Here is a 21,205-nt window from a genome sequence, read left to right as displayed (position 1 = left end):
CCCCTTGCTAGAGGCTATGAATCAGATCGCGCCGCGGCTGCGCAGCAGATCCAGCACCTGCCTGACGCTTTCTTCGACGTTGAGTGTCTGCGTGTCGATCACCAGATCGGCATTCAGCGGCACGTCATACGGGAAGGACTCGCCAGGAATGTTGTCGCCGTCGGCGGCATACAGGCCCTGTGGATCACGCTCGCGGCAGACCGCTGGCGATGCCTGCACATAGACCGTGAGCAGACGATCCTTGCCGATCAGCGCCTTGGCGCGCTCACGCCCTTCGGCGTCAGGGGCAACGAATGCGGCCAGAGTCAGCAGGCCGGCTTCGTTGAACTGACGCGCCACATGAGCAGCACGGCTCCAGTTCTCGGTACGACCGGCACGATCCTGTGGCAAGCCCTTGTTCAGGTCATGACGCAGGTTCTGACCGTCCAGTACATAGACCGCACGGCCCATGTCGAACAGCTTGCGCTCGACCGCATAGGCCAGCGTGCTTTTGCCCGCGCCGGACAGGCCGCTGAACAACACGGTGGCCGGTTGCTGACCGAAGCGCTGCGCGCGCTCCTCTGTGGAGACGTGGGCCAGTTCGCCATGGTGCTGCGAGCCACCACCTGAAACCGGCTTGGCAATGATCATGCCTGCCGCAACGGTGCCATTGGTCAAACGATCAATGACGATGAACGACCCCGTGGTGCGGTTGCTGCTGTAGCCATCCAGCGCGATGGGCGCATCGAGGCTGACCTTGACCCGGCCGATCTCGTTCAGTTGCAACGAGCTGGCAGGGCCTTCCTCCAGTGTGTTCACATCGACCCGGTGGGTGATGCTGGCAATCGAGCCCGGCACATAGCTGGTGGCGCGCTTGATGTCGTACTTCTTGCCCGGCAGCATCGGCTCTTCGGCCATCCACACCAGCATGGCCTCGAACGCATCGCTGACCTGCGGAACGTTGTCGGCATGCACCAGCAGGTCACCACGGGAAATGTCGATCTCGTCTTCCATGGTCAGCGTCACTGCCTGGCCCGGCCCGGCCTGCTCCAGCTCACCTTCAAAGGTGACGATGGACTTCACACGGCTGCTCTTGCCCGATGGCAGCACGACGATCTCGTCGCCCTTGTGCACGATGCCGCTGGCCAGCGTACCGGCGAAGCCACGGAAGTTCAGGTTCGGACGGTTGACGTACTGCACCGGGAAACGCAGGTCCGCATAGTTGCGGTCGCTGGCGATTTCGACCGTTTCGAGAATTTCCATCAACGACTGGCCGGTGTACCACGGCGAACGCTCGCTCTTGTTCACCACGTTGTCGCCCTTGAGCGCCGACATCGGCACAAAAGCCATGGTGGTCGGCTTGAACGCGATACCCTCGGCGAACTTCAGGTAATCGGCCTTGATCGACTCGAACACGCCCTCATCAAAGCCATTGAGGTCCATCTTGTTGATGGCGACGACGATGTGCTTGATGCCCAGCAGCGAAGCGATGTAGCTGTGACGACGGGTCTGGGTCTGCACGCCATAGCGCGCGTCCACCAGAATGATCGCCAGGTCACAGGTCGACGCGCCGGTGGCCATGTTGCGGGTGTACTGCTCGTGGCCCGGGGTGTCGGCAATGATGAACTTGCGCTTGGCCGTGGAGAAATAGCGATAGGCGACATCGATAGTGATGCCCTGCTCCCGCTCGGCCTGCAGACCATCCACCAGCAACGCCAGATCGACGTCATCGCCAGTGGTGCCGGACTTCTTCGAGTCACGGGTGATGGCTTCCAGGTGATCTTCGTAGATCATCTTGGAGTCGTGCAGCAGACGCCCGATCAGCGTGCTCTTGCCGTCATCGACGTTGCCACAGGTAAGAAAGCGCAGCATTTCCTTGCGTTCGTGCTGGCCCAGGTAGGCGAGGATGTCCTCGCTGATCAAATCAGATTGATGCGACATGTGACACCCCTTAGAAATAACCCTGACGTTTCTTTTCTTCCATCGAGCCAGCGCCGTCATGGTCAATGACCCGGCCCTGGCGCTCGGAAGTTCGCGTCAGCAACATTTCCTGAATGATGTCGGTCAGGCTGGTCGCTTCGGACTCGACAGCACCGGTCAGCGGGTAGCAGCCGAGGGTGCGGAAACGGACCTTTTTCTTGACGATGCGCGACTTCTCTTCATCGGTGAGATGCTCGAGGATGCGCTCGTCGTCGATCATGATCAGCGTGCCGTTCTTCTCGATGACGTCGCGCTCGGCGGCGAAATACAGCGGCACGATCGGGATGCCTTCGAGGTAGATGTACTGCCAGATGTCCAGCTCGGTCCAGTTGGAGAGCGGGAACACACGGATCGACTCGCCTTTGTTGACGTTGCCGTTGTAGACGTTCCACAGCTCGGGACGCTGGTTTTTCGGGTCCCAGCGGTGCTTGCTGTCGCGGAACGAGTAGACGCGTTCCTTGGCCCGGGACTTTTCTTCATCGCGTCGGGCACCGCCAAAGGCGGCGTCGAAACCATGCTTGTCGAGCGCCTGCTTCAGGCCCTCGGTCTTCATGATGTCGGTGTGTTTGGCGCTGCCGTGGGTGAACGGGTTGATGCCCTGTGCCACGCCATCGGGGTTGATGTGGGTGATCAGGTCCAACCCCATTTCCTCGACCATCTGGTCGCGGAAGCGATACATCTCCTGGAATTTCCAGCGCGTATCGACGTGCATGACCGGGAATGGCAGTTTACCGGGGAAGAATGCCTTGCGCGCCAGGTGCAGCATCACGGCCGAATCCTTGCCGATCGAGTACAGCATCACCGGGTTATCGAACTCGGCGGCGACCTCGCGGATGATGTGGATGCTTTCCGCCTCCAGCTGTTTCAGATGCGTCAGTTTGTCAACCATGGCTACTCACGGATTGCGTTCGTTATGGACCGGGAAACCCCGGGGCGGCCAGCGGGCCGTATTCGAGCCGGGCACTTTAACATGCGTGATATCGCTAATCAGCGACGCAGCTAGATCGAAACGATCTATGCATATGCCCTGCTGTTTGATCGTTCAAATCGGGTTCGGGCAGTCGATGAAGATATGCTCGAGCGCAAACCGTCGCGCCAGATAATCGCCCAGCGCCTGCACGCCATAGCGCTCGGTGGCATGATGACCGGCCGCAATGAAGCTGATGTCATTCTCGCGTGCGCTATGAAACGTCTGCTCTGACGCTTCGCCACTGAGGAACAGATCGACGCCTTCCAGCACTGCCTGATCAATGTAGTTCTGACCACCGCCCGTGCACCAGCCGACACGGCGAATCATCTGACTGCCTTCGATGAGCAATGGCTCACGCCCCAGCGCATCCTGCACGCGACGGGCAAAATCCCGCGCAGTCATGGGCTCGGACAACGAGCCGATCAACCCGACCACAAGCGGGTTTTCAGGGTCCAGAGGGCCTTCGACCGTGATGTCCAGTTGACGCGCCAGTTGCACGTTGTTGCCCACCTCGGGATGCACATCCAGCGGCAGGTGATAGGCCAGCAGGCTGATGTCGTGTTTGAGCAAAGTCTTCAGGCGACGCTGCTTCATGCCGACGACACACGGGTTTTCGCCCTTCCAGAAATAACCGTGGTGAACCAGAACCAGATCAGCCTGGGCATCGACTGCCGCATCCAGCAGGGCCTGACTGGCCGTCACGCCGCTGACGATGCGCATGACTTGCGGCCGCCCTTCGACCTGCAGGCCATTGGGGCAGTAATCCTGAATCCGGGCACTGTTCAGATAGCGGTCGGCTTCTTCGACCAGGGTGCTCAGGGCAACAGCCATAAAAGACTCCTAAATATGCAGTTCAGAGCTGCGTTGTACTCGTATAATGCCCGCCATTATGGCGCACCCGTGGCAAAACTTTCTGCGCCCGCAACCATCAGGACTTGTTAAATGTTCAAGGCACTGCGTTTTTTCGGCTGGCCATTGCTGGCTGGCGTGCTTATCGCCATGCTGATTATTCAGCGCTATCCGCAGTGGGTCGGTCTGCCGAGCCTGGATGTCAATCTGCAACAGGCCCCACAGACCACCAACGTCATGCAAGGTCCGTCTTCCTATGCCGACGCGGTCATTGCCGCAGCGCCCGCGGTGGTCAACCTCTATACCACCAAGATGGTCAACAAGGGCAACAACCCGCTTTTCGAAGACCCGCAGTTCCGCCGCTTCTTCGGCGACAACACGCCCAAGCAGAAGCGTATGGAATCGAGCCTGGGTTCTGGCGTGATGATGAGCCCTGAAGGCTACATACTGACCAACAACCACGTCACCACTGGCGCGGACCAGATCGTGGTAGCGCTAAAAGACGGCCGCGAAACCATTGCCCGGGTCATCGGCAATGACCCGGAAACCGACCTGGCGGTGCTCAAGATCGATTTGAAAAACCTGCCCGCGATTACCATCGCGCGCTCTGACAGCATCCGCATCGGCGATGTTGCGCTGGCGATCGGCAACCCGTTCGGGGTCGGCCAGACCGTGACCATGGGGATCATCAGTGCCACCGGGCGCAATCAATTGGGCCTCAACACTTATGAAGACTTCATTCAGACCGATGCGGCCATCAACCCGGGTAACTCGGGCGGTGCGCTGGTAGACGCCAGCGGCAATCTGATCGGTATCAATACCGCGATTTTTTCCAAGTCCGGCGGCTCCCAGGGCATCGGCTTCGCTATTCCGACCAAATTGGCAATGGATGTCATGAAGTCGATCATCGAGCACGGTCAGGTCATTCGTGGCTGGCTGGGCATCGAAGTTCAACCCCTGACCCAGGAACTGGCCGAATCCTTCGGGCTGAAGGATCGTCCAGGTATCGTTGTGGCCGGCATCTTCCGCGACGGACCGGCGCAGAAAGCCGGCCTGCAACTGGGCGACGTGATCCTGAGTATCAATGGCGAACCTGCCGGCGATGGTCGTCGCTCGATGAACCAGGTGGCGCGCACCAAACCCAAGGACAAGATTGCTATCGACGTGATGCGCAACGGCAAGGAGATGCGCTTGAGCGCCGAAGTCGGCCTACGCCCACCACCCGCCCCGACACCCGCCGCAGCGCCGGAGTGATGCGCCATTACCTGAAAGCGCGGTACAGCACAGATCTGTGACGCCGGGAATATAGGGCGTCCGGGCTTCTGCCCGAAGGGCGTGGGGGGCGAGCTTGCTCGCGAATACGGTGTTTCAGTCGATGCATTTTCGGCGCTTGTGCAGACCCTTTCGCGAGCAAGCTCGCTCCCACAGGTCCGGAGTGTTTCAAGCCATGTGAAACACTCACACAGGTCCGAAGTGTTTCAAGCCATGCGGATGCTCTGCGGCTGCGATGATCTTGTGGGAGCGAGCTTGCTCGCGAAGGCGGATTACCTGATCAATGGAGTTTCAGAGGCTGAACGGGCCTTTTCGCGAGCAAGCTCGCTCCCACACAGATCCGGAGTGTTTTCAAGCCATGCGAGACACTCACACAGGTCCGAAGTGTTTCAAGCAATGTAGATGCTCTGCGGCAGCGATGATCTTGTGGGAGCGAGCTTGCTCGCGAAGGCGGATTACCTGATCAATGGAGTTTCAGAGGCTGAACGGGCCTCTTCGCGAGCAAGCTCGCCCCCACACAGGTCCGGGGTGTTTTCGAGCCGTTTGGATTACTCACATAGGTCGGCGGTGTTTCCAGGCCATGCGGATGCTCTGCGGCATCAATGATCCTGTGGCAGCGCAAGGTCAGCCCGTTTTCGGGCTGACCGATCCGCGTCTCAGATGTCGCTCAGACCTTCCAGCAACGCCTGATGCTGCTCTGGCGTGCCGATGCTGATACGCAGAAACTGGGCGATTCGCTGATGTTTGAAGTGGCGGACGATGACGCCCTGCTCGCGCAGTTTGGCGGCCAGTGCTGCGGCATCGTGTTGCGGGTGGCGAGCGAAGATGAAGTTGGCTGCCGATGGCAGCACTTCAAAGCCCTTGCCCTGCAACTGCTCGACCAGCGCCTCGCGGCTTTCGATGACCTTGTTGCGGGTCGTCTCGAAGTGCTCGCGATCCTCGAAAGCCGCTGCCCCTCCCACGTTGGCCATGCGGTCCAGCGGGTAGGAGTTGAAGCTGTTCTTGACCCGCTCCAGCGCCTCGATCAGGTCAGGATGCCCTACCGCCAGGCCGACGCGCAGACCGGCCAGCGAGCGCGACTTGGACAGGGTCTGAGTGACCAGCAGGTTCGGGTAACGGTCGATCAGCGTAATGGCTGTCTCGCCACCAAAGTCGATATACGCTTCATCGACGACCACCACCGAATCCGGGCTGGCCTTGATGATCTGCTCGACCTTGTCCAGACCGAGCAGGCAACCCGTCGGCGCATTCGGGTTGGGGAAGATGATCCCGGCATTCGGCTTGGCATAGTCCACAGCACGGATCTGGAACTGCTCGTCCAGCGGGACCGTTTCATAGTCGATGCCATACAGGCCGCAATACACCGGATAGAAGCTGTAGCTGATATCCGGGAACAGCAGCGGAGCATCGTGCTGAAACAAAGCGTGGAAAATGTGCGCCAGCACTTCATCCGAGCCATTACCCAGGAACACCTGATTGGGTTGCACCTTGTAGTAATCGGCGACAGCGTGCTTGAGCAGATCACTGTTGGGGTCCGGGTACAGACGCAAGTCGTCGGTCAGCGCAGCGCGCATGGCGTCGATGGCCTTTGGCGAAGGGCCATACGGGTTTTCATTGGTATTAAGCTTGACCAGTCGGGTCAGCTTTGGCTGTTCGCCCGGCACATAAGGCACCAGATCGCTGACAAAAGGGCTCCAGAATTTGCTCATTATTTGCCGTCCTCTGTGTTGCCTGCTTTCCAGTCAGGGTCAGTGATTCGATATTCGGCACTGCGCGCGTGGCCGCTCAGTGATTCGCCACGAGCCAGCACGGACGCTGTCTTGCCCAGCTCGGACGCACCTTGCGGCGAGCAATAGATGATCGACGAGCGCTTCTGGAAATCGTAGACGCCCAGCGGCGAAGAGAAACGCGCCGTGCCAGAGGTCGGCAACACATGGTTGGGACCTGCGCAGTAGTCGCCCAGTGCTTCGGAGGTGTGGCGCCCCATGAAGATCGCACCCGCATGGCGGATCTGCGGCAGCCAGGCTTCCGGATCGGCGACCGACAGTTCAAGGTGCTCGGGCGCAATGCGATTGGCGACTTCGATAGCCTGGGCCATGTCAGCCACCTTTATTAGCGCACCGCGGCCATTGATCGACGTTTCGACGATGGCCGCCCGCTCCATAGTCGGTAGCAGACGGGTGATGCTGGCGGCGACCTTGTCGAGAAATTCGGCATCCGGACTGACCAGAATGGCCTGGGCGTCTTCGTCGTGCTCGGCCTGGGAGAACAGGTCCATGGCAATCCAGTCAGGATCGGTCTGGCCGTCACACACCACCAGAATTTCGGAAGGACCGGCGATCATGTCGATCCCCACCTGACCGAACACATGACGCTTGGCGGTCGCCACGTAAATATTGCCAGGACCGACCACCTTGTCGACTTTCGGCACGCTTTCAGTGCCGTACGCCAGCGCGGCAACAGCTTGCGCCCCGCCGATGGTGAACACCCGGTCAACCCCTGCAATACAGGCAGCGGCCAGCACCAGCTCGTTGATTTCACCACGCGGCGTCGGCACGACCATGACCACTTCGGTCACGCCTGCCACCTTGGCCGGTATAGCGTTCATCAATACCGAAGACGGGTAGGAAGCCTTGCCACCCGGCACGTACAGGCCTGCACGGTCCAACGGCGTGACCTTCTGGCCCAGCACCGTGCCGTCGGCCTCGGTGTAGCTCCAGGAATCCTGCTTCTGCTTTTCGTGATAGCTGCGTACACGCTCGGCGGCTTTTTCCAGGGCTTCGCGCTGAACCGGGGTAATGCGCGTCAACGCTAGCTCCAGGCGCTGGCGAGGCAGGATCAGGTCGGCCATCGACGCAACCTGTAGCCCGTCGAACTTCTGGGTGAACTCGACCAGCGCCGCGTCGCCCCGCTCACGCACCGCCTTGATGATGTCGAGCACGCGCTGGTTGACCGAATCGTCAGACACACTTTCCCAGCTCAGCAGATGATCCAGATGTCGTGCGAAATCCGGGTCAGCAGCGTCGAGTCGGCGAATTGCAGTGGGAGTGGTCATAGCGGGGCCTCAATAATTGGCGGATGCTCAGGAGCCTAAAGCTACCAAGCTATCCGCGCAGGCACCTGAGAAATTTGGCTATGACACGGATAGCTGGACGCAACTCAACGTTGCGTGAAGGGATCAGCTACGGTGTCGCGACTCCACTGCCTTGCGCAGGGTGTCGATGAGGGCCTGGATACGTGCGTGCTGCATCTTCATGGAGGCCTTGTTGACCACCAGACGCGAACTGATGGTCGCGATCAGTTCCTGAGGCTCGAGGCCGTTGGCGCGCAAGGTGTTACCGGTGTCGACCACATCGATGATCTTGTCTGCCAGGCCAATCAGCGGTGCCAGCTCCATGGAGCCGTACAACTTGATGATATCGACCTGACGGCCCTGCTCGGCGTAGTAACGCTTGGCAACGTTGACGAACTTGGTAGCCACGCGCAGACGGCCCTTGGGCTCGACCGCACCGATGGCGCCAGCGGTCATCAGCTTGCACTTGGCAATCTGCAGGTCCAGCGGCTCATAGAGGCCCTGACCGGTGTATTCCATCAACACATCCTTGCCCGCGACACCCAGATCGGCGGCACCATGCTCGACATAGGTCGGCACGTCGGTGGCGCGCACGATCAGCAGGCGCACATCGGCCTGAGTCGTGGGGATGATGAGCTTGCGGCTCTTGTCCGGATTCTCGGTCGGCACGATGCCCGCTTCAGCGAGAAGCGGCAGGGTGTCATCAAGAATGCGGCCCTTGGACAGTGCGATGGTCAACATGGGAAACGTAAGTCCTTATCAGGAAACTTTTGTCACGACGCAAGCGGCGCATGACAACCCTCAGGCCTGTTGACCTGAAGTGAAACGAATCAGAAATCACACCCGCGACAGAACAGGCGGCCCCGATGCCAGCGGCATCAGGGCCGCCTGCTGCTAGCCCGGAACGCGGCGGATCTTGGCACCCAGCATTTGCAGCTTCTCTTCGATGCACTCGTAACCACGGTCTATGTGGTAGATGCGGTCGATCAGCGTGTCGCCCTGAGCGACCAGCGCCGAGATCACCAGACTGGCCGATGCACGCAGGTCGGTCGCCATGACTGGCGCGCCCTTGAGTACTTCGGTGCCGGTGACAATGGCGGTGTTGCCTTCAACCTGAATCTGAGCACCCATGCGGTGCATTTCATACACGTGCATGAAGCGATTTTCGAAGATGGTCTCGATGACCGCCCCGGTGCCCTCGGCAATCGCGTTGAGCGAAATGAACTGCGCCTGCATGTCGGTCGGGAACGCCGGGTAAGGCGCGGTACGCACATTGACCGCCTTTGGACGCTTGCCGTGCATGTTCAGCTCGATCCAGTCTTCACCGGTCGTGACTTCAGCACCCGCCTCCTGAAGCTTGAGCAGCACAGCTTCGAGGATGGTCGGATCGGTGTCCTTGACCTTGACGCGACCGCCGGTAACAGCAGCGGCCACCAGGTAGGTGCCGGTCTCGATACGGTCAGGCATGACCTTGTAAGTGGCCGGGCCCAGACGCTTGACGCCATCGATGGTGATGGTGTCGGTGCCTGCACCGTGAATCTTGGCCCCCATTGCGATCAGGAAGTTGGCCAGATCGACAACCTCGGGCTCGCGTGCGGCGTTCTGCAGCACGCTGCGACCGTTGGCGAGGCTGGCTGCCATCATGATGTTCTCAGTACCGGTCACGCTCACGGTATCGAAGAAGAAGTTGGCACCGCGCAAGCCACCCTCGGGTGCCTTGGCCTTGATGTAGCCACCTTCGACGTCGATGATCGCGCCCATGGCTTCAAGACCACGGATGTGCAGGTCGACCGGACGCGAACCGATGGCACAGCCGCCTGGCAGAGCCACTTCGGCCTCACCGAATCGAGCGACCATCGGGCCCAGCACCAGAATCGACGCACGCATGGTTTTCACCAGTTCGTACGGGGCGACCAGGGTCTTGATGGTGCGCGGATCGATTTCGACACTGAGCTTTTCATCGATGACAGGCTCGATGCCCATGCGACCAAACAGCTCGATCATGGTCGTGATGTCGTGCAGGTGCGGCAGGTTCTGAACGGTGACGGGTCCGTCCGCCAGCAACGTGGCGGCAAGGATCGGCAGGGCAGAGTTCTTTGCCCCGGAAATGCGAATTTCGCCATCAAGACGAACGCCGCCGGTAATAATCAATTTATCCATTAGAGTCTCGACACCAATTGGCTCAGGAACGCTCGGCCCATGCAGCGCGGCTGAAAAATTTCATGGTCACCGCGTGGATGCTGCCATCGGCAATCCAGGGGTTCAGATGGGTATAAATCTGTTGCTGACGTTTGACCGGGCTCAGGCCGGCCAACTCGTCGCTGATGATGTTCAACTGGAAGTTGCAGCCTTCGCCTTCGACTTCCACTTTGATTTCCGGCAGCTTTCCTTCAAGGAAGCTTTTAACTTCTACGGCCTGCATGCTTAACCTCGATCGGCGCTGTACGCGCGCGGGTCTGGCATCATACAAAAAAAGCCCATGTTATGCGAAGCCCGACAAGCAGGTCCCGGATAAAGGGCTTTTTCGATGATGCCTTTCAGTGGGCGTCCAGCAGCTCGGTCAAACCTGATACGCGAGCTATCTGGCGCATGTCTTCGGGGAGTGCGCGGATGGTCATCGACTTGCCCGCATCCCGGGCGTCGCGCATGAACGCCAGCAACAAGGCCAGGCCGACGCTGCTGGACTTCTCGACACCCGAGCAGTCAAGCGTGAGGTCTGCCAGATCACCGGACTTGATCAGCGCCGCACCCTGCTTGCGCAGTTGCGGCCCTGTACGGTAATCCAGCACACCGATCAGCCTGAGCTCACCCGGCCCGACGAGGCGGACGGCAGATTCGGTCATTGCACCGGCTTCTGCGTGGCATCAACGGTAGATTTGGTCTTGGCCACTTCGCCAGCCCAGTTGTTGATGGTTGTATCCAGGTTGTTGCCGTTGCGCTGCATGGCATCGGCGAACTGATCACGGAACAGCTTGCCGATATTGATACCGTTGATGACAACGTTACGCACTTTCCACTCGCCGTTCAGCTTGACCAGCGTGTAGGAAACCGGATAGATCGCGCCGTTATTGCCCTTGACCTGCATGTCAACGCTGGTGCGGTCATCGCCTTCGTCCTTGGCAGGTGCGACGGTAATGCCCTGGTTGTTGAATTCAAGCAAGGCATTGCCGTAGAACTGCATCAGGCTGCGCTTGAAGTTTTCCTCGAAACGCTTCACCTGTTCAGGGCTCGCCTTGCGGGAGTACTTCACGGTCATGATGCTTTTGGAAATGCCATCGGCATCCACGACAGGACCGACAATGCGGTTCAGTGCATCATAGAACGCGCTTGGGTTGGCTTTGTACTGCTCGCGATTGGTCGCCAGGTCACTCAACAGTTCCTTGGTGGTGCGCTCCACCAGGTCATGAGCCGACGGAGTCGCCGCGGCATTCGCCAGCATTGGCAGAGTGGCCAGCAATACCAGCAGGCCACGGCGCAGAATAGAGATCATTTGAAGCTCCTCACTTGGCGTCTTTACTAACAGTATTGAGCAGGAATTTTCCGATCAGGTCTTCCAGCACCAGCGACGACTGCGTGTCATGGATAGTCCCGCCATCCTTGAGCAGCTTGTCATCGCCACCGACGCTCAGACCGATGTATTTTTCACCCAGCAAACCGGCAGTCAGAATCGACGCAGTCGAGTCCGAAGGCAGGTTATCGACCTTCTTCTGAATCTCCAGCGTGACGCGACCGGTAAAGGTATCGCGATCCAGATCGATCGCCGTCACCTTGCCGATCGTGACGCCAGCCATGCTTACCTTGGCTCTGACAGTCAAACCGGCAATATTGTCGAAGTAGGCATAAAGTTTATAAGTGTCGGTGCTCGCGCTCGTGCTCAGACCACTGACTCGCAGGGCCAGCAGGAGCAGAGCCAGTATCCCCGCCAGCAGGAACAGACCGACTCCGGTTTCGATGGCACGGTTTTGCATCAGAAATCTCCAAACATCAAAGCGGTCAAAATAAAGTCCAGTCCCAGCACGGCCAAAGAGGCGTATACGACGGTTCTGGTCGTCGCGCGACTGATCCCCTCGGAAGTAGGCTCGCAATCGTAACCCTGGAAAACGGCAATCCATGTCACCACGAAGGCAAATACGACGCTTTTGATCACCCCATTGAGCACATCGTTCGTGAAAGAAACGCTGTTCTGCATGTTCGACCAGAAAGAACCGTCATAGACTCCGAGCCAATCGATCGCCACCCAGGAAGCCCCCCAGATACCGACCACGCTGAAAATCATCGCCAGAATCGGCAACGAGATGAAGCCGGCCCACAGACGAGGCGCAACGATGTACTTGAGTGGATCGACACCGATCATTTCAAGGCTCGACAGCTGCTCGGTGGATTTCATGTTGCCGATCTCGGCGGTCAATGCAGACCCGGCACGACCGGCGAACAGCAAGGCCGTCACCACAGGACCGAGTTCACGCAGCAGGGTCAGGGCAACCATCTGGCCGACCGCCTGCTCCGAACCGTATTTGGTCAGGATGCTGAAGCCCTGCAACGCCAGTACCATGCCGATGAACATGCCGGACACCACAATGATGACCAGCGACATGACCCCCACCGAATACAGCTGCCTGACCAGCAATTGAAAACTGCTGCCCGCACCGCCGCGACCGAGCAGGGCGTGCACCAGAAACAGACCGGAACGCCCCAGAACAGTAACAATATCAATGGCCGAACGCCCCAGCAGGCTGACCCGGTCCATCAGTGACTTATTGCGCATCAGCGCTTCCCCAATAGATCTTCGCGAAAATCCGGCGCCGGATAGTGGAACGGTACAGGGCCGTCCGGCTCGCCGGTCATGAATTGACGAATACGTGGATTGTCCGAGGACATCAGTTCCTGCGGCGTACCCTGCCCCAGCACCTGCCCGTCGCCGACGACATATAGATAGTCGGCAATGCTCGCAGTCTCGCTGAGGTCATGGGACACCACGATGCTGGTGATACCCAGTGCGTCGTTAAGCAGCCGGATCAGACGCACCAGCACCCCCATCGCAATAGGGTCCTGCCCGACAAAGGGCTCGTCATACATGAGAATCTGCGGATCGAGAGCGATTGCGCGCGCCAGCGCGACACGACGCTTCATGCCGCCCGATAATTCGTCCGGCATCAGTTCCACCGCGCCGCGCAGGCCCACGGCCTGAAGCTTGAGCAGAACGATGTCGCGGATCATTTCTTCCGGCAGCTCGGTGTGCACGCGCAGGGGAAAGGCGACGTTTTCGAAAACATCCAGATCGGTAAACAGTGCACCGCTCTGAAACAAAACGCCCATCTGCTTGCGGGCATCGAACAGATCACTGCGCGACAGCTCCGGCAGATTCTGGCCATTGACCCACACCTGTCCCTCGCTCGGGCGCAACTGGGCACCCATCAGGCGCAACAGGGTGGTCTTGCCGCAACCTGACGGCCCCATGATCCCGGTAACCTTGCCGCGCGGAATACGAATATCAACGTTATTGAAAATGCTGCGCGCACCGCGTTTGAAAGACACACCTTTCAACTCGACCGCATAGGCGTCATCAGGACTCATCTAAACTCCTTGCGATACAGCTTCCGCCTTGAGCCGTCGGTTTTTGAACACCGACAGGCTGTCCAGGCGTGCCGAACAGGCCGCGAACTATATCACCGCAGCCACCCGCCCCCAAGAAGAGAACCGAGCGGTTCAGGTATTCGCTGAATTATTCTGTACCACAATGTTATGGCTACAGGCTTGAATACAGACCCGCAGGTACGTAGGAAATTCGTTTAAAAACAACACAACGACGATCAGACGTGAGGGAATCGTTCATTACCGCTATAATCGCCGCCTTTCAGCAGGCTGACCCTTTCCAGACATGAACCAATCCAGTGACCTGATCCAATCGGCGCAACGCACCATTCGCCTTGAGATAGAAGCCATGCAAGGCTTGCTTGAACGTCTTGACGGCGATTTCGTGCGCGCGTGCGAAATGATCCTTGCCAGCAAAGGGCGCGTGGTCGTGGTCGGCATGGGCAAGTCCGGACATATCGGCAACAAGATCGCTGCCACGCTGGCGAGCACGGGCACCACCTCTTTTTTCGTGCATCCGGCCGAAGCCAGCCATGGCGACATGGGCATGATCACCCGTGACGACATCATCCTGGCCTTGTCGAACTCTGGCAGCACCAACGAAATCGTCACCCTGCTGCCACTGATCAAGCGCCTGGGCATAAAGATGATCAGCCTGACCGGCGACCCCGAGTCCATTCTGGCCAAGGCTGCCGACATCAACCTCAACGCGCATGTCGTGCATGAGGCCTGCCCGCTCAACCTGGCACCGACGTCCTCGACAACCGCCGCACTGGTCATGGGCGACGCCCTCGCCGTAGCGCTGCTCGACGCCCGCGGTTTCACCGCCGAAGATTTCGCATTCTCCCATCCGGGCGGCGCATTGGGTCGTCGCCTGCTGCTCAAGGTCGAGAATGTGATGCACTCCGGCGAATCACTGCCCAGCGTGCAACGCGGTACCCTGCTGCGCGACGCACTGCTTGAAATGACTCGTAAAGGTCTGGGCATGACCGCCATCGTCGAAGCCGATGGCACCCTGGCCGGCATCTTCACGGACGGTGACTTGCGCCGGACGCTGGACCGCCCTGTCGATATCCGCCAGACCATCATCGATGAGGTCATGACGCTTCATGGCAAGACCGCCCATGCCGAGATGCTCGCCGCCGAGGCGCTGAAAATCATGGAGGACAACAAAATCAGTGCGCTTGTTGTCGTAGACCAGAACGACCGGCCGGTTGGCGCATTCAACCTGCAGGATCTCCTGCGCGCAGGCGTCATGTAATGGAAACCGAAATAATGACCCAGGATCTCATGCAACGCGGCAAGGCCATCAAGCTGGCAGTCTTCGACGTCGATGGCGTGCTGACCGATGGCCGCCTTTACTTCATGGAAGACGGCAGCGAGATCAAGACATTCAATACCCTCGACGGCCAAGGCATTAAAATGCTGATAGCTTCGGGCGTCACCACGGCGATCATCAGTGGCCGCAAGACCGCGATAGTCGAGCGCCGGGCAAAGAGCCTGGGCATTGAACACCTGTTCCAGGGGCGTGAAGACAAACTGGTAGTGCTGGACAAGTTGCTGGCAGAACTCAATCTGAGTTACGAACAAGTCGCCTATCTGGGTGATGATCTGCCAGACTTGCCCGTCATCAGACGCGTAGGTCTGGGCATGGCAGTGGCCAATGCTGCCGGCTTTGTACGCGAGCATGCACACGGGATAACCAGGGCGCGAGGCGGCGAAGGCGCAGCGCGCGAATTCTGCGAACTGATTCTGAGTGCGCAAGGCAACCTTGAAGCGGCTCACTCCGCCTATTTATAGAAGCCATTATGTTCACTAAAAAAATTCGCAAGTTCCTGCTTCTCGGGGTACTGGCGCTGCTGCTGGCAGCGGTCGGCTACTGGAACATCAGCCCGGAAAGCTTCATGGATCAACCGGTCTCGACGGTCGACGACACTGTCATCGACTACTATGCAATCAACGCCCACAGCGTTCAGTACCTGCCCGACGGCACGCTTCAGTACGACATGACCTCCGACAAGGTGGAGCATGTGAAAGCCACTGACGTGACCCTGCTGACCACGCCAGACCTGCACATGTACCGCGGCGGCGAGTTTCCCTGGCACGTGCAGAGCAAGAAAGGCGAGGTTTCGTCCGGCGGCGACCAGGTCGAGCTGATCGATTCCGTGCGCGTTGAACGCACCGATGAAAAACAACGTACGACTATCATCACCAGTAGTCGCATGACCGTATTCCCTCAGAAGCAATATGCGCAGACCGACCAAGACGTTAGAATCGACGGCGCAGGCGGTGTGACCACGGCCAAGGGAATGAAAGCGTATTTGAAAGACAGCAGGATGGACCTGCTGTCCAACGTAAGAGGACAGTATGAGGCTCGTTAAAACTCTTCCTTTATTGCTCGGCCTGGGCGCAGCACTGGGAAGCGCGAGCGCCTGGTCCCTGCCAACCGACCGAGATCAGCCTATTCACATCCAGTCTGACGATGCTCAGCTCGATGACAAGAAAGGCGTGGCGACTTACAAGGGCAATGTCATCATCACTCAGGGCTCGATGAAAATTACGGGCAACACCGTGACGATCACGCGTAATGCCCAGGGCGAAGTCGACGTATTCACCTCGGTCGGCAATCTGGCCTACTACGAGCAGAAGCCTGCCGTGGACAAGCCGATCGTGCAGGCCTATGCCGTCACCATTCAGTATTACGCCGGCCAGGACCGTATCGTCCTGATCGACAAGGCCAAGGTCATCAATGATGGCAACACCTCGGAAGGCGAGAAAATCGTCTATGACACGGTCAGACAGGTCGTCAGTGCCGGTCGGGCCAATGGCGGTGCCAAGGTGACTACACCACGTCCGCGTATCGACATGGTCATCCAGCCGAAAAAGAAAACCGATCAACCTCAGAAGGCCCAGTAAATGGCGACGCTCAAAGCCCAGCATCTGGCTAAAAGCTACAAAAGCCGGCAGGTCGTGCGCGATGTGAGCATCTCCATCGACAGCGGCCAGATCGTCGGCCTGCTGGGCCCGAACGGCGCCGGCAAGACCACCTGCTTCTACATGATCGTGGGTCTGGTCCAGGCTGATCAGGGTCGTGTGCTGATTGACGATCTGGATGTCAGCCATCAACCCATGCACGGTCGCGCCCGCGCGGGTATCGGCTACCTGCCACAGGAAGCCTCGATCTTCCGCAAGCTCTCAGTGTCCGACAACATCATGGCGATTCTCGAGACCCGCAAGGAGCTCGACGCCGGTGCGCGTCGCAAGGAACTGGAAAGCCTTCTGCAGGAGTTCCACATCACCCATATCCGCGACAATCTGGGCATGAGCCTGTCGGGTGGTGAACGTCGCCGTGTGGAAATCGCCCGAGCCCTGGCCACCGCGCCGAAATTCATCCTGCTGGATGAACCATTCGCAGGTGTCGACCCTATTTCGGTAGGCGACATCAAGCAGATCATTCACCATCTCAAGGCCAAGGGCATCGGTGTACTGATCACCGACCACAACGTCCGGGAAACACTGGATATCTGCGAAACGGCCTACATCGTCAACGATGGACAGCTGATTGCGGAAGGCGACTCCGAGACCATTCTGGCGAACCAGCTGGTGAAAGAGGTCTACCTCGGCCACGAGTTCCGCCTTTAATCGACTGCCCCTTTGCGCTTCGCAGCCGATTGATGCCTACGCAGTGTATTGACAACATTTTATTTGTCATATCACTCTAGGCAAATGCACAGGTTTCAGGCATATAATTTGCTTAAGTTGGCGCCACGGCGCCTGTAGTAGATGGCGCATGCGCGCCGGCGAATAAGGTGTTTAGCCCCTGCCATGAAACCATCGCTAGTCTTGAGAATGGGCCAGCAGCTGACGATGACACCGCAGCTGCAACAGGCAATCCGCTTACTTCAGCTTTCAACTCTGGATCTTCAGCAGGAGATCCAGGAAGCGCTGGAGTCAAACCCTATGCTGGAGCGGCAGGAAGAAGGCGACGACTTCGACAACTCCGACCCGCTTGCCGACAACATCGAACAAAAGCCCAACCCCGACGTTCAGGAACCGACCTATCAGGAATCCGCGCCTACCGTGGATAATCTTGAAGACGGTGAATGGAACGAGCGCATTCCCAACGAGCTGCCCGTGGATACTGCATGGGAAGACATCTACCAGACCAGCGCCAGCAGCCTGCCAAGCAACGATGACGACGAGTGGGACTTCACCACACGTACCTCCGCCGGTGAAAGCCTGCAAAGCCACCTGCTGTGGCAACTGAATGTTGCGCCGATGTCCGACAAGGACCGTTTGGTAGCGGTCACGCTGATCGACTGCATCAACAATCAGGGCTACCTCGACGAGACGCTCGATGAGATTCTCGAGTCGTTCGACCCTGAGCTGGACATCGAACTCGACGAGATCGAAGCCGTACTGCATCGCATCCAGCAGTTCGAACCTGCCGGCATCGGTGCTCGCAATCTGAGCGAATGCCTGCTGCTGCAACTGCGCCAGCTGCCAGCGAAAACGCCGTGGCTGACAGAAGCACAGCGCCTGGTCAGCGACTACATCGATCTGCTCGGAAGCCGCGACTACGGCCAGCTGATGCGGCGCATGAAGCTCAAGGAAGACGAGCTGCGCCAGGTCATCGAGCTGGTGCAAAGCCTCAACCCGCGTCCAGGCTCGCAGATCGAATCCACCGAAGCCGAATACGTAATTCCGGACGTGATCGTGCGCAAGGACAACGAACGCTGGCTGGTCGAACTCAATCAGGAGTCGGTGCCACGCCTGCGGGTCAATCCGCAATACGCGGGCTTCGTGCGGCGCGCTGACACCAGCGCAGACAACACCTTCATGCGCAATCAGCTGCAGGAAGCGCGCTGGTTCATCAAAAGCCTGCAAAGCCGCAACGAAACACTGATGAAGGTCGCCACGCAGATCGTCGAACACCAGCGCGGTTTCCTCGAGTACGGCGACGAGGCCATGAAGCCGCTCGTCCTGCACGACATTGCCGAGGCAGTGGGCATGCACGAATCGACCATCTCGCGGGTGACCACGCAGAAATTCATGCACACCCCACGCGGCATTTACGAGCTGAAATACTTCTTCTCAAGCCATGTGAGCACCTCCGAGGGCGGCGAATGCTCGTCCACGGCAATTCGCGCAATCATCAAAAAACTGGTTGCGGCGGAAAATCAGAAAAAGCCGTTGAGTGATAGCAAGATCGCTGGTTTACTGGAGGCACAAGGCATTCAAGTAGCCCGTCGCACAGTCGCCAAGTACCGTGAGTCTCTCGGGATCGCCCCTTCCAGTGAGCGTAAGCGACTGATGTGATGCAGGCCGAGCCACAGCGTCCCAGTGGCAGGCGCCATGCCTGCCTCTTTATGCACTGGCAAAGGAGAAAGCTGTATGCAAGTCAACATCAGTGGACACCAACTGGAAGTGACCAAACCCCTTCGTGAATACGTTGAGCTCAAGCTCAAGAAGCTCGAAGGGCATTTTGACAAGATTACCAACGTGCAGGTCACGATGACGGTCGAAAAGCTCAAGCAGAAGATCGAAGCCACGTTGCACATCCATGGTGGAGAGGTCGTTGCCAATGCTGAACATGATGACATGTACGCTGCCATCGACCTGCTCACTGACAAGCTAGACCGACAATTGCTCAAGCATAAGGAAAAGCAGCAAAGCATCCTCAAAGGTGCGGCCGCTCGCTAACGCCCATTTAATGATCCGAATCGAAAATATCCTGACCCCCGGCCGCTCCCTCGTGAACGTGCCGGGTGGCAGCAAAAAGCGTGTACTCGAAGAAATTGCCAACCTGATCGGCCGTGAAGTGCCGGGCATGGTCTCGGATACAGTATTCGCAAGCCTCGTTGCCCGGGAAAAACTGGGCTCGACCGGTTTTGGCAACGGTATTGCCATTCCCCACTGCCGCCTTGCTGACTGCAGCGAGCCTGTCAGTGCAGTCATTCACCTCGCTACACCCGTGGATTTCGACGCCATCGATGGCGCGCCGGTTGACCTGCTGTTCGTCCTGCTGGTCCCGCAAGCCGCTACCGATGAGCACCTGGAGCTGCTGCGCCAGATCGCCAGCATGCTCGACGACAAAGATGTGCGTAAGCGCCTGCGCAGTGCCGAAAGCGCTCAGGCGCTTTATCAAGTGGTGCTGGACGTGCAGAACGGAAACTGACCATGCGCATGATCATCGTCAGCGGTCGCTCCGGCTCAGGCAAGAGTACGGCGCTCGACGTGCTGGAAGACAACGGTTTTTACTGTGTCGATAACCTGCCGGCAGGTCTCTTGCCGGAGCTGGCGGAACGCGCGCTGATCAACACCGAACTCGCCGAACCGCTGCTGGCGGTTTCGATAGATGCGCGCAACCTGCCCAGCCATCTGACCCGTTTTCCGCAGATGCTGAATGAAGTACGCGCGCGCAATATTCAGTGCGACGTGCTCTACCTGGATGCAGACGAAGCCACACTGCTCAAGCGCTTCTCGGAAACCCGGCGCCGCCACCCCCTGAGCACGGCCGATCGTTCGCTGGCCGAAGCGATACGCGACGAGACCGCACTGCTTGGCCCGATCATCGATCTGGCCGACCTGAAGATCAACACCACCCACCTGAACCTCTATCAGTTGCGCGACGCGCTCAAGCTTCGCCTGCTGAACAAGCCCGAGCCAGGCACGGCGTTTCTGATCGAGTCATTTGGTTTCAAGCGTGGCATGCCCATCGATGCAGACCTGGTATTCGATGTGCGCTGCCTGCCCAATCCCTACTGGAAGCCAGAACTGCGCGACCATTCAGGGCTTGAACAGCCTGTTATCGACTACCTGTCGGTGCAGCCTGATGTCGAAGAAATGTTTCAGGACATCTTTGCCTACCTGAACAAATGGCTACCCCGGTTTGCAGCCAGTAACCGTTCCTACGTTACCATTGCCATCGGCTGCACCGGCGGACACCACCGTTCGGTCTACCTGACCGAGCGGCTTGGTCAGGTTTTGCAACAATCACTCAAGAACGTTCAGGTCCGCCACCGCGACCTCAGCTGAAGGATTTTCACTGCGATGCCCGCCCGTCAAATCACCATCATCAACAAACTGGGCCTGCATGCCCGCGCTGCCGCCAAATTCGTCGGCGTCGCAGGCAAGTTCCCCTGCAAGATCAGGGTCGGCCGCACTCCGGAGAGCATGGTTGACGGCAAAAGCATCATGGCCGTGATGATGCTGGCTGCCGGCAAGGGCACCGAGATCCACCTGCACACTGAAGGCGAATTCGAACAGGAAGCGCTCGATGGCCTGGTCGAGCTGATCAACAACCGGTTTGATGAGGGCGAATAAGCCCTCGGACAAACGCGGTATACGTCACCACCAGCCTTGCAAGTGCATCCAGCTCAGCCCATGGGCAACCAGTAGCGCCATACCCGCCAACAACAGCACGCTACCCACTACCAGCCGAAATAACCGCGCAGTACTGAGCGTAAGGAATCCGAAGCGCATGGGCT

The 21,205-nt window shown here is 58.7% G+C and carries 25 protein-coding genes; 11 read left to right on the top strand and 14 right to left on the bottom strand.

The features are described 5' to 3' along the window. Window positions 1-21: 21 nt before the first annotated feature. The 3 genes from cysN to BT119_RS17225 form a co-directional block, all read right to left on the bottom strand. Window positions 22-1,920, bottom strand: coding sequence for a sulfate adenylyltransferase subunit CysN (gene cysN / locus BT119_RS17235; RefSeq protein ID WP_003364069.1), 1,899 nt, complete (start codon window positions 1,918-1,920; stop codon window positions 22-24). Window positions 1,921-1,930: 10 nt separating this feature from the next. Beyond that, window positions 1,931-2,848 carry a sulfate adenylyltransferase subunit CysD gene (gene cysD, locus BT119_RS17230; protein ID WP_003313577.1) on the bottom strand — a complete coding sequence of 306 codons (918 nt, stop codon included), beginning with the start codon at window positions 2,846-2,848 and terminating at the stop codon, window positions 1,931-1,933. Between the two features lie 153 nt (window positions 2,849-3,001). Beyond that, the gene (locus BT119_RS17225) at window positions 3,002-3,760 is read right to left on the bottom strand and encodes a Nif3-like dinuclear metal center hexameric protein (protein ID WP_072366427.1); all 759 of its coding nucleotides are present in this window, start codon (window positions 3,758-3,760) and stop codon (window positions 3,002-3,004) included. Window positions 3,761-3,871: 111 nt separating this feature from the next. Here BT119_RS17225 and algW point away from each other — a divergent pair, with 111 nt between their 5' ends. Further along, window positions 3,872-5,032: a Do family serine endopeptidase AlgW gene (gene algW / locus BT119_RS17220; protein WP_002555073.1), complete on the top strand. Its 1,161-nt coding sequence runs from the start codon at window positions 3,872-3,874 to the stop codon at window positions 5,030-5,032. 674 nt (window positions 5,033-5,706) lie between these two features. Here algW and hisC read toward each other — a convergent pair. The 10 genes from hisC to BT119_RS17165 form a co-directional block, all read right to left on the bottom strand. After that, window positions 5,707-6,759, bottom strand: a complete 1,053-nt coding sequence (gene hisC, locus BT119_RS17215; RefSeq protein ID WP_072366425.1) for a histidinol-phosphate transaminase — start codon at window positions 6,757-6,759, stop codon at window positions 5,707-5,709. Then, on the bottom strand, window positions 6,759-8,105 hold the full coding sequence (gene hisD / locus BT119_RS17210; RefSeq protein ID WP_058397322.1) for a histidinol dehydrogenase: 1,347 nt from the start codon (window positions 8,103-8,105) through the stop codon (window positions 6,759-6,761). Before hisD ends, hisC begins: the two co-directional genes overlap by 1 nt. Window positions 8,106-8,228: 123 nt before the next feature. Further along, window positions 8,229-8,864: an ATP phosphoribosyltransferase gene (gene hisG / locus BT119_RS17205; protein ID WP_002555077.1), complete on the bottom strand. Its 636-nt coding sequence runs from the start codon at window positions 8,862-8,864 to the stop codon at window positions 8,229-8,231. A gap of 153 nt (window positions 8,865-9,017) precedes the next feature. After that, window positions 9,018-10,283: a UDP-N-acetylglucosamine 1-carboxyvinyltransferase gene (murA, locus tag BT119_RS17195; protein WP_002555078.1), complete on the bottom strand. Its 1,266-nt coding sequence runs from the start codon at window positions 10,281-10,283 to the stop codon at window positions 9,018-9,020. 22 nt (window positions 10,284-10,305) lie between these two features. Then, a complete protein-coding gene (locus tag BT119_RS17190; RefSeq protein WP_002555079.1) occupies window positions 10,306-10,545 on the bottom strand; it encodes a BolA family protein in 240 nt (79 codons plus the stop codon). Between the two features lie 115 nt (window positions 10,546-10,660). After that, a complete protein-coding gene (locus BT119_RS17185; protein ID WP_003431491.1) occupies window positions 10,661-10,966 on the bottom strand; it encodes an STAS domain-containing protein in 306 nt (101 codons plus the stop codon). Then, window positions 10,963-11,613, bottom strand: coding sequence for an MlaC/ttg2D family ABC transporter substrate-binding protein (locus BT119_RS17180; protein ID WP_003364082.1), 651 nt, complete (start codon window positions 11,611-11,613; stop codon window positions 10,963-10,965). Before BT119_RS17180 ends, BT119_RS17185 begins: the two co-directional genes overlap by 4 nt. 10 nt (window positions 11,614-11,623) lie before the next feature. Beyond that, window positions 11,624-12,091 (bottom strand): outer membrane lipid asymmetry maintenance protein MlaD, encoded by a 468-nt coding sequence (gene mlaD / locus BT119_RS17175; RefSeq protein WP_003313587.1) that lies wholly within the window; start codon window positions 12,089-12,091, stop codon window positions 11,624-11,626. Next, the gene (gene mlaE / locus BT119_RS17170; RefSeq protein ID WP_003364085.1) at window positions 12,091-12,888 is read right to left on the bottom strand and encodes a lipid asymmetry maintenance ABC transporter permease subunit MlaE; all 798 of its coding nucleotides are present in this window, start codon (window positions 12,886-12,888) and stop codon (window positions 12,091-12,093) included. Before mlaE ends, mlaD begins: the two co-directional genes overlap by 1 nt. Then, the gene (locus BT119_RS17165) at window positions 12,888-13,697 is read right to left on the bottom strand and encodes an ATP-binding cassette domain-containing protein (protein WP_003313589.1); all 810 of its coding nucleotides are present in this window, start codon (window positions 13,695-13,697) and stop codon (window positions 12,888-12,890) included. The genes mlaE and BT119_RS17165 overlap by 1 nt, the downstream gene beginning before the upstream one ends. A 304-nt stretch (window positions 13,698-14,001) precedes the next feature. On the opposite strand from BT119_RS17165, the gene BT119_RS17160 reads away from it, so the two are divergent. The 10 genes from BT119_RS17160 to BT119_RS17115 all read left to right on the top strand — a co-directional run bounded on the left by BT119_RS17160 (window position 14,002) and on the right by BT119_RS17115 (window position 21,041). After that, on the top strand, window positions 14,002-14,976 hold the full coding sequence (locus tag BT119_RS17160; protein WP_003400250.1) for a KpsF/GutQ family sugar-phosphate isomerase: 975 nt from the start codon (window positions 14,002-14,004) through the stop codon (window positions 14,974-14,976). After that, window positions 14,976-15,515, top strand: a complete 540-nt coding sequence (locus tag BT119_RS17155; RefSeq protein WP_003413390.1) for a KdsC family phosphatase — start codon at window positions 14,976-14,978, stop codon at window positions 15,513-15,515. Before BT119_RS17160 ends, BT119_RS17155 begins: the two co-directional genes overlap by 1 nt. 8 nt (window positions 15,516-15,523) lie before the next feature. Next, window positions 15,524-16,096, top strand: a complete 573-nt coding sequence (gene lptC, locus BT119_RS17150; protein ID WP_024661038.1) for an LPS export ABC transporter periplasmic protein LptC — start codon at window positions 15,524-15,526, stop codon at window positions 16,094-16,096. Beyond that, complete coding sequence (gene lptA / locus BT119_RS17145; RefSeq protein WP_002555088.1) at window positions 16,083-16,631, top strand: lipopolysaccharide transport periplasmic protein LptA; 549 nt, start codon at window positions 16,083-16,085, stop codon at window positions 16,629-16,631. The genes lptC and lptA overlap by 14 nt, the downstream gene beginning before the upstream one ends. Next, window positions 16,632-17,357 (top strand): LPS export ABC transporter ATP-binding protein, encoded by a 726-nt coding sequence (gene lptB, locus BT119_RS17140; RefSeq protein ID WP_002555089.1) that lies wholly within the window; start codon window positions 16,632-16,634, stop codon window positions 17,355-17,357. Between the two features lie 183 nt (window positions 17,358-17,540). Beyond that, the gene (locus BT119_RS17135; protein ID WP_003364093.1) at window positions 17,541-19,034 is read left to right on the top strand and encodes an RNA polymerase factor sigma-54; all 1,494 of its coding nucleotides are present in this window, start codon (window positions 17,541-17,543) and stop codon (window positions 19,032-19,034) included. Window positions 19,035-19,109: 75 nt separating this feature from the next. Continuing rightward, the gene (hpf, locus tag BT119_RS17130) at window positions 19,110-19,418 is read left to right on the top strand and encodes a ribosome hibernation-promoting factor, HPF/YfiA family (RefSeq protein ID WP_002555091.1); all 309 of its coding nucleotides are present in this window, start codon (window positions 19,110-19,112) and stop codon (window positions 19,416-19,418) included. A 10-nt stretch (window positions 19,419-19,428) separates the two neighbouring features. After that, a complete protein-coding gene (ptsN, locus tag BT119_RS17125; RefSeq protein ID WP_003364094.1) occupies window positions 19,429-19,893 on the top strand; it encodes a PTS IIA-like nitrogen regulatory protein PtsN in 465 nt (154 codons plus the stop codon). Window positions 19,894-19,895: 2 nt separating this feature from the next. Next, window positions 19,896-20,753, top strand: a complete 858-nt coding sequence (gene rapZ, locus BT119_RS17120; protein ID WP_003364096.1) for an RNase adapter RapZ — start codon at window positions 19,896-19,898, stop codon at window positions 20,751-20,753. Window positions 20,754-20,768: 15 nt separating this feature from the next. Next, window positions 20,769-21,041: an HPr family phosphocarrier protein gene (locus BT119_RS17115; RefSeq protein WP_003364097.1), complete on the top strand. Its 273-nt coding sequence runs from the start codon at window positions 20,769-20,771 to the stop codon at window positions 21,039-21,041. Between the two features lie 24 nt (window positions 21,042-21,065). On the opposite strand, the gene BT119_RS27540 is transcribed toward BT119_RS17115, so the two are convergent. Continuing rightward, a complete protein-coding gene (locus BT119_RS27540) occupies window positions 21,066-21,200 on the bottom strand; it encodes a hypothetical protein (protein ID WP_255301235.1) in 135 nt (44 codons plus the stop codon). Window positions 21,201-21,205 lie beyond the last annotated feature (5 nt).

The organism is Pseudomonas sp. NFACC10-1, assembly GCF_900119195.1.
GTDB classification, from domain to species: Bacteria; Pseudomonadota; Gammaproteobacteria; order Pseudomonadales; family Pseudomonadaceae; genus Aquipseudomonas; species Aquipseudomonas cerasi.
Note: the sequence above shows the minus strand (reverse complement) of the source record. Positions and strands in the feature narration are given on the sequence as shown.